Here is a 14,015-nt window from a genome sequence, read left to right on the forward strand (position 1 = left end):
GCCATTGCTAACGTTGAATCAGCGGTTGAACTTTATTATCGATAGCCTCCCTGGCGCGGAAAATACGCGAACGTACGGTTCCGACCGGGCAATCCATGATGGCAGCTATCTCTTCGTAGCTTAGACCATCCAGCTCCCGCAGGGTAATCGCCATGCGAAGATCCTCAGGGAGAGACTCAATGGTACGGAAAACTATCTGTCTCAGCTCTTCTGACAACATTAAGTTCTCAGGGTTCGAAATTTCTTTCAGTGCACCCGCACTTTCGTAATTTTCTGCGTCGTTGGCATCCACATCGCTGGATGGCGGACGACGTCCCTGGGCAACCAAATAATTCTTTGCCGTGTTCACGGCGATTCGATACAACCAGGTATAGAAAGCGCTATCCCCACGGAATGATTCCAGTGCGCGATAGGCTTTAATAAACGACTCCTGCACCACATCCGGCACATCGCCCTGCGGTACATACCGGGAAACCAGACTCGCAACTTTATGCTGGTAACGAATTACCAGTAAGTTAAACGATTTCTGATCGCCCTTTTGGACCCGCTCAACCAGAACTTGATCCGTTAACTGCTCGCTCATCCGAGGTAAACTCTCCCCAAATCCGTCTCCACGCGTAAAATTGTACTGCCAGCCATACATTATTTTCCTGAGCAAGCACTCGCTTGGAGTTCATACAGAACGCGAAGTTCCGTATTGCCATTGTTTTTTATGTTGATGTCACCCATCCGTGGCTTTTGCCCGGACAATTAGGCTAACATGAATTTCACTCTTCTTCTGCACACATCATACGTTATGCAACCATCATCTGAACATGTTAGCGATGTACTGATCGTCGGCAGCGGTGCTGCGGGCTTGTCACTGGCGTTGCGCCTGGCGCAGCATTGCAAGGTTACCGTACTCAGCAAGGGGCCGCTCAACGAAGGCGCCACATTCTATGCCCAAGGCGGGATCGCCGCGGTTTTCGATGAAACGGACAGTATTGCCTCACACGTTGATGACACTTTAATTGCCGGAGCCGGCCTGTGTGACAGAGACGCCGTTGAGTTTATCGCTGGCAATGCCCGCCACTGCGTGCAGTGGTTGATTGACCAAGGGGTATTGTTCGACACCGAAGTCAACGCTCAGGGCGAAGAGCATTACCACCTGACGCGGGAGGGGGGGCACAGCCACCGCCGTATCCTGCATGCCGCTGATGCTACAGGTAAAGAAGTAGAGACCACACTGGTAGGGAAAGCAAGCGCCCACCCCAATATTTGCGTGATGGAACGCCGCAATGCGGTCGATCTGATCACCTCCAACAAAATCGGCCTGCCGGGCACCCGCCGAGTCGTCGGCGCCTACGTCTGGAACCGCGAGCTGGAGCAGGTAGAAACCTATCGTGCCAAAACGGTGGTGCTGGCAACCGGCGGTGCAGCCAAGGTGTATCAATACACCACCAACCCGGATATCTCTTCCGGAGACGGCATCGCCATGGCCTGGCGCGCAGGCTGCCGGGTCGCCAACCTCGAATTTAACCAGTTTCACCCGACCTGCCTGTTCCACCCGCAGGCACGTAACTTCCTGCTGACCGAAGCCTTACGCGGTGAAGGGGCTTATCTGAAGCGCCCGGACGGCAGCCGCTTTATGCCCGATTTTGATCCACGAGGCGAACTGGCACCACGCGATGTCGTTGCCCGCGCCATCGATCATGAAATGAAGCGTCTGGGTGCGGACTGCATGTATCTGGATATCAGCCATAAACCGGCTGAATTCATTACTCAGCATTTCCCGATGATCCATGAAAAACTGCTGACGCTGGGTTTCGATCTGACTACGCAACCTATCCCTATCGTACCCGCCGCGCACTACACCTGCGGCGGCGTAATGGTCGATCAGCATGGTCGTACCGATCTGGATGGGCTGTATGCCATTGGCGAAGTCAGCTATACCGGCCTGCATGGCGCCAACCGCATGGCGTCCAACTCGCTGCTGGAGTGCTTGGTTTACGGCTGGTCAGCGGCAGAAGACATCAAGATGCGTCTGCCGTTTATCAAATTGGCGAAACAGCTGCCGCAGTGGGATGAGAGCCGGGTGGATGACGCTGATGAACGAGTGGTCATTCAGCACAACTGGCATGAGTTGCGGCTGTTTATGTGGGACTACGTGGGTATTGTGCGCACCACCAAACGGTTGGAGCGTGCACTGCGCCGCATCAATACGCTGCAGGCGGAAATTGATGAGTACTACGCCAACTTCCGTATCTCCAACAATTTGCTGGAGCTGCGAAATCTGGTGCAGGTGGCGGAATTGATCGTACGCAGCGCCATGGCGCGTAAGGAAAGCCGTGGGTTGCACTTTACGCTGGACTATCCGGATATGCTGCCGGAAGCGCTGCCGACCATACTGCAACCCTAGCAGCAACACCGCAAGGGCGCCCATTGTGGCGCCCTTTTCATTTCAATAGAACAAGTAGAAATCGGTAATCAAACGGCGGAACGCCTCGGTGTAACTGCCATCAGCCAGCTTGATCGCCAGGCTTTGCGCCGCTTTTTCTTCCGTCGGTTGACGGGTCAGGGCCAGCAGCACGCGATGCAACGGCGTATCGGCGCGATCGCTGACGTTCAGCCGTTGCGCAGTATGCCATCCACGGCGTTGTGCATTACTTTCAAAGGCCTCACCAATATCATGCGGCAGCACTACGCAAAAATTCCCCTGTGGGGCAATCAACCGTTCCGCGCTTTCTAGCAAGGCGTCGTGGGTGAGCGTTTCAGTATAACGCGCGTTGTGACGAGCCTGGTCCCGGCAGGCGACAGCCGGCTCAAAATATGGCGGGTTGCTGACGATCAGGTCGTATTGGCCGGCATGGTGCTGGGCATAATGATGAATGTCCTGCGCATGCACCTGGATACGCTCAGACCAAGGCGATTCCTGAGCGTTGTCACGCGCCTGCGCGGCGGCAGCCTCGTCCAGCTCCACGGCGTCAATCAGCACGGACTCATCTGAACGCTGTGCCAACATCAGCGCGATCAGTCCGCTACCGCTGCCGATATCCAGCACGCGTTGCGCCTGCGCCAAGGGCGCCCATGCGCCGAGCAGCACGCCATCGGTGCCCACCTTCATTGCACAGCGATCGTGAGCAACAAAAAACTGCTTAAAGGTAAAACCACCGCGACGCGGGGTGAAATTTGCTTTCGATTGAGTACTCACAATAACCACCTGAAGACAAAACTGGCGTAGCATAAGGCAATCTGATTTTTGGGAAAAGAGATGCTTTCCGCTTAAATAGGTGAAGAACGCGGCCAACCCGTCTATAATCGGCGCCCCAAGTAGAGGTAGACCATGACAGTAACCAATTTTTCCGAACTCGAACTCGATGAACGCCTGATAAACGCCCTGCGCGATAAAGGCTACGAACGCCCAACCGCCATTCAAGCCGAGGCGATCCCGCCTGCGATGGATGGGCGCGACGTATTGGGTTCGGCGCCAACCGGCACCGGCAAGACCGCGGCATTTTTGCTGCCGGTATTGCAACATCTGCTCGACTTCCCACGTAAGAAGTCCGGCCCACCGCGCGTACTGATCCTGACTCCGACGCGCGAGCTGGCGATGCAGGTAGCCGATCAGGCTCGTGAACTGGCTGCTCATACTTCGCTGGATATCGCCACCATCACCGGCGGCGTAGCCTATATGAACCACGCGGAAGTCTTCAGTGAAAACCAGGACGTGGTGGTCGCGACCACCGGCCGCCTGCTGCAGTATATTAAAGAAGAAAACTTCGACTGCCGCGCAGTAGAGACGCTGATCCTCGATGAAGCCGACCGCATGCTCGACATGGGCTTCGCGCAGGACATCGAAACCATTTCCGCCGAGACCCGCTGGCGTAACCAGACCCTGCTGTTCTCCGCGACGCTGGAAGGCGATGCCATCCGCGAATTCGCCGAACGCATTCTGAAAGAACCGGTAGAGGTCGAAGCCGATCCGTCACGCCGCGAACGTAAAAAGATCCTGCAATGGTACTACCGCGCCGACGACGTACAGCATAAAACCGCCCTGTTGGTGCACTTGCTGCAGCAACCGGACGTGCAGAAATCCGTTATCTTCGTGCGCAAACGTGAGCGTGTGCATGAGCTGGCCGGCTGGCTGCGCGAGGCAGGCATCAACACCTGTTACCTCGAAGGCGAAATGGTGCAGGCCAAGCGCAACGAAGCGGTAAAACGTATGATGGACGGCCGTGTGAACGTGCTGGTCGCAACCGACGTTGCTGCGCGAGGTCTGGATATCCTGGATATCACCCACGTGTTCAACTTCGACATGCCGCGCACCGCAGATACCTATCTGCACCGTATCGGCCGTACCGGTCGTGCCGGGCGTAAGGGCACCGCAATTTCGTTGGTTGAAGCACACGACCACCTGCTGCTGGGCAAAGTGGGCCGTTATCTGAACGAGCCGCTGAAAGCACGCGTGATCGATGAGCTGCGTCCATCAACCAAAGTGCCAAGCGAAAAGAGCAACGGCAAGCCTTCGAAGAAGGTACTGGCCAAACGCGCGTCAGACAAAGAAAAGAACAAAGAAAAAGCCAAGGTGAAAGTACGTCATCGCGATGCGAAAAACGTAGGCAAACGCCGCCAGCCAAAGGCCAAGCCTGAGGGCAGCGGCGCGAAGTAATACCGCCGCAGTGAATAAAAACCGCCTCCTTTTCTGCAGGCGGTTTTTTTATGCCCCGTTACTGCTGTCCGTATTTCGCCGCCTGTTGATGGGCTTTCAACCAGGCGTTCAGTTGACGATAGCGATCGCGCATTTCTTCATTCTGCAATGCCGTCGGCGTCTGCGATAAATAGAACTGGAAGGCCACGCCTTGCTGATTGCGCGCTTTGGCGTCCGCCCCCGCCTGCAACAGCATCAGCGCCAACTGCGGCGCATTGATTTTCGCCGCCAGGTGCAAAGGCGTATCCCCCAGCCGATCGCTAAGGGTGACATCGGCACCGGACACCAACAGCAGCCGTACTTGCTCCTCCCGCCCCGCCAAGACTGCCGCTGCCAGCGGCGTAGCACCGGTCACCGCATTGCGCGGATTCATCGGCACTCCGTGAGCCAACAGCAATCGAAGATACTGCGGGTCCTGCACCGCAGCGGCAGTATGCAACGCGCTATTGCCATCCAGGCCCGGAGTGGTCGCATCGGCCCCCAATGCCAGCAGCGAGCTTAGGCTTTGCGTTTGCTGCGACAGTATGGCCCATTGCAGCAAAGTGACCTGACGGTCCCCTTGTTCATGCAGGCGCGCCTCAGTTGCCTGTTCGGCAATCCCGTTGGTGTCACCACGCGCCACTGCCTGAGCCAGTGCCAGATTGTTGCGCCCGTTAAACGGAGAAATTTCCTGATTCATCTGTTGTTCCTTAGCCATCATCAGCAAACCGACGATCGCGATTACCGCCAGCGTGGCGACCATTAACGTCTGCCATAGGCGCCGCCGTTCAGGCATTGGCCTTCGTCTCCCATGGCTTTTGCTCCGCCATCGAGCCGATCACCTTATCAATCCCATGAGCAGTCAGGCTGCGATCCAGGTGTTTGCTCGGGCGCCAGTCGTCAATGCCGCTCAGGGTGTCGTTATTGGCCAGCGTGATTTTATGCCCAATGGCATCCGGGATCAGCGAAGTGGATTCCTGCGTGCCGGTCAGCATGTCGTATTGCTCGCTGTAACGGCGGATACCACCGGCTTGTGCATCCTGCTTCGCCGCTGCCGGATCGATCCCCATACGATTCAACGTATAGTCAGAAACCCCGGCAGCGTTAAAAGTCACCGCCACCGTGCCCGTTGCCAGCGCTGCCGTAGCCGCCAGACCGCCGCCAAGCGAATGACCGGCGATCACCAGCGCATCACCAAAGGCTGCCTTGGCGCTTTTCGCAAGGGATACCGCCTGATTGTACTGCACATCGTCATAGCCGGTCGCCTGGCGCACGTTGCTCAACCAGTCGCGCATATCATTGGTGCCGGCGAAGGCCAACACATACTGCTGATTATCACTATAAATCCCGGCCTGAAAACCCGACGCCGCATCCTGCAGACTGGCAGGATCAATGCCGACCCCCAGCAAAGCATCGGCACTCAACCGATTGAATCCCTCTACGCCCTGACTGCCGGTGCTGTAAACGTCTTTAGCCAGTAACGCCAGCGTATAGTCCCCCTTCTGTGGCTGCTGACCGCGTGTCACGCCCTGATTCGCCGCCGCCGGCGCTGCTGCCGACAAATCTCTCGCCAGCGTGTTCAGCAGGTTCTGGGCATTCAGGCTATTCTGGGAAAGCGTGGCCGCGGGGGCCTTTGATGCCGAGGGTTCAGTAGGCTGGGAAGGATCCAAACGCTCTGGCAGCGAGCGCGTTGCCGGGGGCTGAATCGCCGCAGGGCTGACCGCAGAGGTAAAACTCAAAGACATACTCATGCCGACTCCTTGTCGATAGACTTATCAATGCCGCACCTCATTGGGTGCTGATGTAGCTATCGGCAGGTCGGAGCAGTTCTGTAATGAGAAGAATTATCTTTGCGAGGAATGTGATCCGGATTCACTTTCTGGCCGTTGCGGCAAGAAAAAAGGGAGCCGAAGCTCCCTTATTAAGCGTGCGTAAAATTACAGACTTTCTGTAAAAGTACGTGTAATCACGTCACGCTGCTGTTCTGGCGTCAGCGAGTTGAAACGCACTGCATAGCCGGACACGCGGATGGTCAGCTGCGGGTATTTTTCCGGATGCTTAACCGCGTCTTCCAGAGTTTCGCGACGCAACACGTTCACATTCAGGTGCTGACCACCTTCTACGCGAACGGTCGATTGCATTTCCAATGGCACTTCACGGTACTCGATCTGGCCCAGTTCGCTGACCGGTACCACCTGATCTTCCGCATAGTTGGCTTTAGCGCAAACGCAGCGGGCTTCTGATGTTTCGTCGTCCAGCAGCCAGAAAGAGTTCACCAGCGCCTGGTCGTTCGCTTTAGTGATTTGAATACCAGTAATCATTTTGTTGCCTCCGTACAAGGGCGAAAAATTCTACTTCGAAAGAAAACCCAATGTTGGTTTCGGCCATTTGGTAAAACCATTGTTGTCTTGTTGTTCTGTATACCAGTCTGGCCGGGGTAATTCTTTGATTAAAGTCAATTTTCACGGGGTACCCACAGAGCGAGAATGGGCAAGTTTATGTTTTATGTCAATTTTCCCTGTAGAGCACATCGCAATTATTTTTGTAAATTTTAAAAAATATTTATATGCCGGGGCGCCGCGGAAAAAGAAAAGCGGGTTTCGCTGCGTGGCACTAAACGGTAAGCTATGCCCAGTGAATTGTTAACGAAAACAAAGGAGAGCGTTTATGTCCACCTCCCTCACCTGGCATGATGTTATCGGCAAGGAGAAAGAGCAGCCCTATTTTCATGAAACGCTTGCCTTTGTTGCCGCTGAACGCCAGGCCGGTAAGACCATTTACCCACCGCAAAAAGACGTGTTCAACGCCTTTCGTTATACCGAGCTAGCGGACGTGAAGGTGGTAATCCTCGGTCAGGATCCCTATCACGGCCCGAATCAGGCCCACGGGCTGTCCTTTTCAGTGCTCCCTGGCGTACCCGCTCCCCCTTCGCTGGTAAACATGTACAAAGAGCTGGCGACGGATATCCCGGGCTTTGAGCGCCCCAGCCATGGCTACCTGCAAAGCTGGGCGGAACAGGGTGTGCTGTTGCTGAACACGGTATTGACCGTTGAAGGCGGCCAGGCGCACTCCCACGCCAAACTGGGCTGGGAAACCTTTACCGACAGAGTGATCGCCGCGCTGAATGAAAACCGCGAAGGTATCGTGTTCCTGCTCTGGGGATCGCATGCACAGAAAAAAGGCAACTTTATCGATCGCAACCGCCACCACGTGTTGAAAGCGCCACATCCATCGCCGCTTTCCGCCCACCGAGGGTTCTTGGGCTGTCGCCACTTCTCGCAAACCAACCAACTGTTGGAACAGCAGGGGCTGGCGCCTATCGACTGGCTACCGCGACTGCCGCAGGCATAACCCAGACGCAAAAAAGGCACCCGCAGGTGCCTTTTCCTTATTGAATTCAGCTTAAGCCTTGGCTTTGGAAACCGCCACCATCGCCGGGCGCAGCAGGCGACCATTCAGCGTATAGCCTTTCTGCATTACCATCATGACGTGGTTCGGCTGGTGATCGGCAGATTCCATCAGGCTCATTGCCTGGTGCACATCCGGGTTGAACGGCACGTTAATATCACCAACGATTTCAATCCCGTACTTACGCACAACGTCCTGCAGGGACTTCAGCGTCAGCTCGATACCTTCAATCATCGCCGTCAGTTCCGGATTGTTTTTATCCGCCAGTTCCAGCGCGCGCTCCAGGTTATCCAGCACCGGCAGCAGATCACCGGAAAACTTCTCCAGCGCAAATTTGTGTGCTTTTTCGATATCCAGCTCGGTGCGGCGGCGGACGTTTTCCATTTCCGCTTTGGCACGCAGCAGGCTGTCGCGTTCATGCTGCTGGGCTTCGGCCAGTTGAGCTTCCAGCTCAGCAATGCGCTCATCCCGCAGATCGACGCCCTCAGCCGCTTCCGGCAAGACTTCCTGCTGTTCCATTTCTTCCGAGACTTGCTCGTTTGGCGTCTTCTGTTCTTTACTACTCATGAATATCTCCGCGTTTTAGCATTAATCTCGCAACTTGGCTTATTATGGGGATCAAAACCGGGGTTTCAAGTCAACCGGTCACAATGTGGGGCATAAACTGGTCCCGGTGAGGAAAATCACAACAATGAATAAAAAATTCGCCTGTATTGGCATTGTTGGCCACCCGCGTCACCCTTCGGCGCTGGCAACGCATGAGATGTTGTTTCACTGGTTAGTCGCCCGAGGCTATTCAGTGATGATTGAACGCCAAATCGCTCAGGATTTGGGGTTAAAAGATGCGGTTACCGGCAGCCTGGCGGATATTGGCCAAAAGGCCGACCTGGCGGTAGTGGTCGGCGGCGACGGCAATATGCTCGGCGCAGCCCGCGTTCTGGCCCGCTACGACATCAAGGTGATCGGCGTTAACCGCGGCAATCTCGGTTTTCTGACCGATCTTGATCCCGACAACGCACTGCAGCAACTGGCCGACGTGCTGGAGGGCGAATACATCGATGAACAGCGCTTCCTTCTGGAAACCATCGTGCACAAAGAGAACCAGCAGTGCCGCATCAGTACCGCCATCAACGAAGTGGTGCTGCACCCCGGTAAAGTGGCGCACATGATCGAGTTCGAAGTGTATATCGACGATCGCTTCGCCTTCTCGCAACGCTCAGACGGTCTGATTATCGCTACCCCGACCGGTTCGACTGCCTATTCGCTTTCTGCCGGCGGCCCGATCCTGACGCCATCGCTGGAAGCCATCGCGCTGGTGCCGATGTTCCCGCATACCCTCTCGGCCCGCCCGTTGGTGATCAACGGCAACAGCACCATTCGCCTGAAGTTTTCGCAGATCGGCAGCGATCTGGAAATCAGTTGCGACAGCCAGATCGCACTGCCTATCCAGGAAGGCGAGGAAGTATTGATACGCCGCAGTGATTTCCATTTGAATCTTATTCATCCAAAGGACTACAGCTATTTCAACACGTTAAGCACCAAGCTGGGCTGGTCTAAAAAATTGTTCTAAAAATATCGCCAGCCCCTTTACTGTATATAAAACCAGTTTATACTGTATGAAACTACAGTTATGTGTTTATACACAGGAAGGTTCCCATGCTGGCGCAATTGACCATCAGCAATTTTGCTATCGTTCGTGAGTTGGAAATTGATTTTCAACCGGGTATGACGGCGATTACCGGTGAAACCGGCGCCGGTAAATCTATCGCCATCGACGCACTGGGGCTGTGTCTAGGCAACCGCGCCGACGGTAACGTCGTCCGGCTGGGAGCCGCCCGTGCCGATATCTGCGCCCGTTTTTCACTGGCAGATACCCCTTCTGCACGCCAATGGCTCGAACAGAACCACCTGGACGACAGCAATGAGTGCCTGCTGCGCCGGGTCATCAATGCAGACGGCCGCTCACGCGGCTTTATCAACGGCACTTCCGTGCCGCTTTCGCAACTGCGCGAACTCGGTCAGTTGCTGATTCAAATCCACGGTCAGCATGCCCACCAGTTGCTGCTCAAACCCGATCACCAGAAGCAGCTGCTCGACGCCTATGCCGACGAACCTGCCCTGCTGGCGCAGATGCAGCAGGCTTATCAGCGTTGGCACCAAAGCTGTCGCGAACTGGCCCATCATCAGCAACAGTCCATCGAACGCGACGCACGCCAACAGTTGCTGCAATACCAATTGAAAGAACTGAACGAGTTTGCGCCTGTGGCCGGTGAGTTCGAACAGATAGATTCGGAGTTCAAACGCCTGGCCAACAGCGGCCAATTGCTGACCATCAGCCAGCAGACCCTGCAATTGCTGGCTGACGATGAAGAAAACAACATGCTGAGCCAGCTTTACACCGCCAAACATCTGCTGGTTGAGCTGGTCGGCATGGATGAGAAACTCAGCGGCCTGCTAGACATGCTGGAAGAGGCGTCGATCCAAATCAGTGAGGCCAGCGACGAACTGCGTCACTATGCCGATCGCATGGATCTGGACCCCAACCGCCTGCAAGAGCTGGAACAGCGTCTGTCGCGCCAAATTAACCTGGCGCGGAAACATCACGTTGCGCCAGAGGAACTGCCACAGCTGCACCAACAGATGCTGGATGAGCAGCAGTTACTGTCGCAGCAAGAGAACGACCATGAACACCTTAACGAGGCGGTCACTCTGCATCATCAGCAGGCGCTGCTGTTAGCGGAACAATTGCACCAGAAGCGCCAGCACTATGCCGCAGAGCTGACCACGTTGATTACCGACAGCATGCAGGCCCTCTCCATGCCGCACGGCAAATTCAATATCGACGTTCGCTTCGAGCCGCAGCATTTGAGTGCTGAAGGGGCCAGCCGCACCGAATTCTGTGTGTCCACCAACCCAGGCCAACCGCTGCAAGCGCTGGCGAAAGTGGCCTCCGGTGGCGAACTGTCCCGCATTGCGCTGGCTATCCAGGTGATTACCGCTCGCAAGATGGAAACCCCGGCGCTGATTTTCGACGAAGTGGACGTCGGCATCAGCGGTCCGACGGCCGCCATTGTTGGGCGCCTGTTGCGTCAACTTGGAGAATCTACCCAAGTCATGTGCGTCACCCACCTTCCACAGGTGGCCGGTTGTGGGCATCAGCACCTGTTTGTCAGCAAGCAAACTGACGGCACGGAAACCGAAACGCAGATGTCACCGTTGGATAAACGTGCTCGTTTGCAAGAATTGGCGCGCCTTCTTGGCGGCAGCGAAGTCACCCGAAACACCCTGGCGAACGCAAAAGAACTGCTTGCTGCATAGAAAAGCTCAACTTTTTTACTTTCCTGAGGTCATATTGGGGCCCTGTAAAGGTTTCCAACTGCTGCAAGGTCTATTATCATCGGCATCCTATGCCCTAAAGGAATGTGATTACTATGCGCTGTAAAACGCTGACTGCCGCCGCTGTGGTTCTTGTGATGCTGACTGCAGGCTGTTCTACTTTTGAGAAGGTGGTTTACCGGCCTGACATCAACCAAGGGAACTACCTGACGTCAACCGACGTAGCTAAAATCCAAAAAGGTATGACCCAGCAACAGGTCGCTTATACATTGGGAACCCCAATGCTGCAGGATCCGTTCGGTACTCAGACGTGGTTCTATGTGTTCCGCCAGCAGCCGGGTCATGAAAATATCACCCAGCAAACTCTGACGCTGACCTTTAACAGCGCGGGCGTATTGACGGATATTCAGAACAAGCCTGCGCTGACCAAATAATCAGCACAGGAACTGTCGTCCGGCCCGTGAGGGACGAATCAAGTTCTTCATGACAGTCACAGGCTGCAACTCGGAAGATAAAATTCTGATAAAAAATAAGGCGCACTCAGCGCCTTATTTTTTTGCCTTCTCTGCCCGTTGACGGCGCAGCTCTTTGGGATCGGCAATCAATGGGCGATAGATTTCCACCCGGTCGCCATCATTGAGCACATCGCCCAACTTGGCCGGTCGGCTATAAATGCCCACCTTGTTACTTTTCAAATCAATGTCACTGCGCAGTTCCAGCAATCCGGAGGCCACAATCGCCTGCTCAACATTGCTGCCCTCTGCCAGTTTCACATTGCGCAGATACTGACGCTCCGGCAAGGCGTAAACCACCTCAACCCGTATCTCAGACACTGTAAACCTCTTTCGCCCGCTGGGTGAATGCCTGCACCATATTGCCAGCCAACTCTTTAAATACCTTGCCGAACGCCAACTCGATCAGTTTGTTGGTAAATTCGAAGTCCAGGTGCAGCTCAACCTTACAGGCTTCCGGACTGAGCGGCGTAAAGTGCCAGCCCCCCATCAACTTGCGGAACGGGCCGTCAACCAGTTGCATATTGATGCTCTGGTTATCCAGCAGCGTATTGCGCGTGGTAAAAGTTTTGCTGATACCGGCTTTGGCAACGTCCACCGCGGCGGTCATTTCATTGTTGGACGCGTTAATCACCCGGCTACCGGTACAACCTGGCAGAAAATCGGGATAAGAATGAACATCGTTAACCAACTGATACATCTGCTCGGCGCTGAACGGCACTAACGCAGACCGACTGATCTGGGGCATATCATTTCCTGTGAGACACAAAACATACAAATCATACCATTTATCTATCGGCAAACAAAAAATCTGCTATGCAAGACAGGAGCCAAAAATGCGAAAAATTGCGCAGGTGCTGAGCGGTAAAGGATTTCTTTCGCTGACGCATCCAGTATAATGAACGCACTATGACAAAGAAAAAAGCTCACAAACCTGGTTCAGCCACCATTGCGCAAAACAAGCGAGCACGTTTCGAATACTTCATTGAAGAAGAAATCGAGGCGGGCCTGTCCCTGCAAGGGTGGGAAGTCAAATCGTTGCGTGCCGGCAAAGCCAACCTCAGCGACAGCTACGTGACCTTCCGTGACGGTGAAGCCTATCTTTTTGGCGCCACCATCACGCCGCTCAGCGTGGCTTCATCGCATGTGGTCTGCGACCCGACACGTACCCGCAAACTGCTGTTGAACAAGCGCGAGCTGGACTCGCTGTTCGGCCGCGTTAACCGCGAAGGCTATACCGTTGTTGCCCTGTCCATGTATTGGAAAAATGCCTGGGTCAAGGTCAAAATCGGCGTAGCCAAAGGCAAGAAAGAACACGATAAGCGCGATGACATCAAAGATCGTGAGTGGCAGACGGCGAAAGCCCGTATCATGAAGCACGCCAACCGATAAGCCTCTGGCTTAACGGGTTAAACTTCTGGTATACTGCACAAAGTTACTTGGGGCTGATTCTGGATTCGACGGGATTTGCGAAGCCCTAGGAGCATGCCGAGGGGCGGTTGGCCTCGTAAAAAGCCGCAAAAAAATAGTCGCAAACGACGAAAACTACGCCCTAGCAGCTTAATACCCTGCTAAGAGCCCTCTCTCCCTAGCCTCCGCTCTTAGGACGGGGATCAAGAGAGGTCAAACCCAAAAGAGATCGCGTGGATGTCCTGCCTGGGGCTGAAGCGTTAAATCCAATCAGGCTAGTTTGTTAGTGGCGTGTCCATCCGCAGCTGACCGGCGAATGTAAAGATTGGACTAAGCATGTAGTGCCGACGGTGTAGTAATTTCGGACGGGGGTTCAAATCCCCCCAGCTCCACCAAATGATGATCCGGGTATTACCAGATAAGTCCGGAGAAGTACGGAAAGCCCGCATACCACCTAGGTTTGCGGGCTTTTTTGTGTCTGTAGTAGTCCGAGAATATCCAGCTAAATCCGGGATTTATTGGTATACGTTTAGGTATACGTTAAAATGTATGCCATTGTAGTGGCACAGTAAATTTGGCCACCTGATTAAAGGTGATATCCTCACCTCAACACAAAACAGGTGACTTAATGAACAAAAAAACTAAGCGTACTTTCACCCCTGAGTTCAGGCTGGAATGTGCGC

General features: G+C 54.7%; 15 protein-coding genes and 1 other RNA gene. 8 read left to right on the top strand and 8 right to left on the bottom strand.

From position 1 onward, the window contains the following. Positions 1-7 precede the first annotated feature (7 nt). Positions 8-583 carry an RNA polymerase sigma factor RpoE gene (gene rpoE, locus AAZT04_RS15445; RefSeq protein ID WP_012146382.1) on the bottom strand — a complete coding sequence of 192 codons (576 nt, stop codon included), beginning with the start codon at positions 581-583 and terminating at the stop codon, positions 8-10. A 213-nt stretch (positions 584-796) separates the two neighbouring features. Between rpoE and nadB the strand changes: the two genes are divergently transcribed. Further along, entirely contained in the window at positions 797-2,398 is a 1,602-nt protein-coding gene (nadB, locus tag AAZT04_RS15450; protein ID WP_020828262.1) for an L-aspartate oxidase, read from the top strand. Between the two features lie 42 nt (positions 2,399-2,440). On the opposite strand, the gene trmN is transcribed toward nadB, so the two are convergent. Next, positions 2,441-3,223, bottom strand: a complete 783-nt coding sequence (trmN, locus tag AAZT04_RS15455) for a tRNA(1)(Val) (adenine(37)-N(6))-methyltransferase TrmN (protein WP_349525842.1) — start codon at positions 3,221-3,223, stop codon at positions 2,441-2,443. Between the two features lie 99 nt (positions 3,224-3,322). Between trmN and srmB the strand changes: the two genes are divergently transcribed. After that, positions 3,323-4,648, top strand: coding sequence for an ATP-dependent RNA helicase SrmB (gene srmB, locus AAZT04_RS15460; protein ID WP_020828264.1), 1,326 nt, complete (start codon positions 3,323-3,325; stop codon positions 4,646-4,648). A gap of 58 nt (positions 4,649-4,706) precedes the next feature. On the opposite strand, the gene AAZT04_RS15465 is transcribed toward srmB, so the two are convergent. The 3 genes from AAZT04_RS15465 to grcA form a co-directional block, all read right to left on the bottom strand. After that, positions 4,707-5,462, bottom strand: coding sequence for an ankyrin repeat domain-containing protein (locus tag AAZT04_RS15465; protein ID WP_197821594.1), 756 nt, complete (start codon positions 5,460-5,462; stop codon positions 4,707-4,709). Then, positions 5,455-6,417: a DUF2974 domain-containing protein gene (locus tag AAZT04_RS15470; protein WP_197821593.1), complete on the bottom strand. Its 963-nt coding sequence runs from the start codon at positions 6,415-6,417 to the stop codon at positions 5,455-5,457. Before AAZT04_RS15470 ends, AAZT04_RS15465 begins: the two co-directional genes overlap by 8 nt. A 186-nt stretch (positions 6,418-6,603) precedes the next feature. After that, a complete protein-coding gene (gene grcA, locus AAZT04_RS15475; RefSeq protein ID WP_020828267.1) occupies positions 6,604-6,987 on the bottom strand; it encodes an autonomous glycyl radical cofactor GrcA in 384 nt (127 codons plus the stop codon). A 346-nt stretch (positions 6,988-7,333) separates the two neighbouring features. Here grcA and ung point away from each other — a divergent pair, with 346 nt between their 5' ends. Further along, a complete protein-coding gene (ung, locus tag AAZT04_RS15480; RefSeq protein ID WP_020828268.1) occupies positions 7,334-8,017 on the top strand; it encodes a uracil-DNA glycosylase in 684 nt (227 codons plus the stop codon). A gap of 51 nt (positions 8,018-8,068) precedes the next feature. Here the strand turns inward: ung and grpE are convergent, their stop codons facing one another. Next, positions 8,069-8,641, bottom strand: coding sequence for a nucleotide exchange factor GrpE (grpE, locus tag AAZT04_RS15485; protein WP_020828269.1), 573 nt, complete (start codon positions 8,639-8,641; stop codon positions 8,069-8,071). 124 nt (positions 8,642-8,765) lie between these two features. Between grpE and nadK the strand changes: the two genes are divergently transcribed. The 3 genes from nadK to bamE all read left to right on the top strand — a co-directional run bounded on the left by nadK (position 8,766) and on the right by bamE (position 11,844). Further along, complete coding sequence (nadK, locus tag AAZT04_RS15490) at positions 8,766-9,644, top strand: NAD(+) kinase (protein WP_020828270.1); 879 nt, start codon at positions 8,766-8,768, stop codon at positions 9,642-9,644. An 86-nt stretch (positions 9,645-9,730) separates the two neighbouring features. Then, the gene (recN, locus tag AAZT04_RS15495) at positions 9,731-11,392 is read left to right on the top strand and encodes a DNA repair protein RecN (RefSeq protein ID WP_020828271.1); all 1,662 of its coding nucleotides are present in this window, start codon (positions 9,731-9,733) and stop codon (positions 11,390-11,392) included. Positions 11,393-11,505: 113 nt separating this feature from the next. Next, positions 11,506-11,844 (top strand): outer membrane protein assembly factor BamE, encoded by a 339-nt coding sequence (gene bamE / locus AAZT04_RS15500; RefSeq protein ID WP_012146393.1) that lies wholly within the window; start codon positions 11,506-11,508, stop codon positions 11,842-11,844. Positions 11,845-11,958: 114 nt separating this feature from the next. Here bamE and AAZT04_RS15505 read toward each other — a convergent pair whose 3' ends face one another. After that, a complete protein-coding gene (locus tag AAZT04_RS15505; RefSeq protein ID WP_130016690.1) occupies positions 11,959-12,243 on the bottom strand; it encodes an RnfH family protein in 285 nt (94 codons plus the stop codon). Then, a complete protein-coding gene (locus tag AAZT04_RS15510) occupies positions 12,236-12,670 on the bottom strand; it encodes a type II toxin-antitoxin system RatA family toxin (protein ID WP_020828273.1) in 435 nt (144 codons plus the stop codon). The genes AAZT04_RS15505 and AAZT04_RS15510 overlap by 8 nt, the downstream gene beginning before the upstream one ends. Positions 12,671-12,831: 161 nt before the next feature. Between AAZT04_RS15510 and smpB the strand changes: the two genes are divergently transcribed. Both smpB and ssrA read left to right on the top strand, forming a co-directional pair. After that, positions 12,832-13,314 carry an SsrA-binding protein SmpB gene (smpB, locus tag AAZT04_RS15515; RefSeq protein ID WP_020828274.1) on the top strand — a complete coding sequence of 161 codons (483 nt, stop codon included), beginning with the start codon at positions 12,832-12,834 and terminating at the stop codon, positions 13,312-13,314. Between the two features lie 49 nt (positions 13,315-13,363). Continuing rightward, positions 13,364-13,727: a transfer-messenger RNA gene (ssrA, locus tag AAZT04_RS15520) on the top strand. The last annotated feature ends 288 nt before the right edge of the window (positions 13,728-14,015 follow it).

Source organism: Serratia sp. Je.1.23.a (genome assembly GCF_051129805.1).
GTDB classification, from domain to species: Bacteria; Pseudomonadota; Gammaproteobacteria; order Enterobacterales; family Enterobacteriaceae; genus Serratia; species Serratia liquefaciens.

Coding starts and splice junctions, on each gene's coding strand:
- rpoE (WP_012146382.1), bottom strand. CDS start 583: ATGAGCGAGCAGTTAACGGATCAAGTTCTGGTTGAGCGGGTCCAAAAG.
- nadB (WP_020828262.1), top strand. CDS start 797: ATGCAACCATCATCTGAACATGTTAGCGATGTACTGATCGTCGGCAGC.
- trmN (WP_349525842.1), bottom strand. CDS start 3,223: ATGCTACGCCAGTTTTGTCTTCAGGTGGTTATTGTGAGTACTCAATCG.
- srmB (WP_020828264.1), top strand. CDS start 3,323: ATGACAGTAACCAATTTTTCCGAACTCGAACTCGATGAACGCCTGATA.
- AAZT04_RS15465 (WP_197821594.1), bottom strand. CDS start 5,462: ATGCCTGAACGGCGGCGCCTATGGCAGACGTTAATGGTCGCCACGCTG.
- AAZT04_RS15470 (WP_197821593.1), bottom strand. CDS start 6,417: ATGAGTATGTCTTTGAGTTTTACCTCTGCGGTCAGCCCTGCGGCGATT.
- grcA (WP_020828267.1), bottom strand. CDS start 6,987: ATGATTACTGGTATTCAAATCACTAAAGCGAACGACCAGGCGCTGGTG.
- ung (WP_020828268.1), top strand. CDS start 7,334: ATGTCCACCTCCCTCACCTGGCATGATGTTATCGGCAAGGAGAAAGAG.
- grpE (WP_020828269.1), bottom strand. CDS start 8,641: ATGAGTAGTAAAGAACAGAAGACGCCAAACGAGCAAGTCTCGGAAGAA.
- nadK (WP_020828270.1), top strand. CDS start 8,766: ATGAATAAAAAATTCGCCTGTATTGGCATTGTTGGCCACCCGCGTCAC.
- recN (WP_020828271.1), top strand. CDS start 9,731: ATGCTGGCGCAATTGACCATCAGCAATTTTGCTATCGTTCGTGAGTTG.
- bamE (WP_012146393.1), top strand. CDS start 11,506: ATGCGCTGTAAAACGCTGACTGCCGCCGCTGTGGTTCTTGTGATGCTG.
- AAZT04_RS15510 (WP_020828273.1), bottom strand. CDS start 12,670: ATGCCCCAGATCAGTCGGTCTGCGTTAGTGCCGTTCAGCGCCGAGCAG.
- smpB (WP_020828274.1), top strand. CDS start 12,832: ATGACAAAGAAAAAAGCTCACAAACCTGGTTCAGCCACCATTGCGCAA.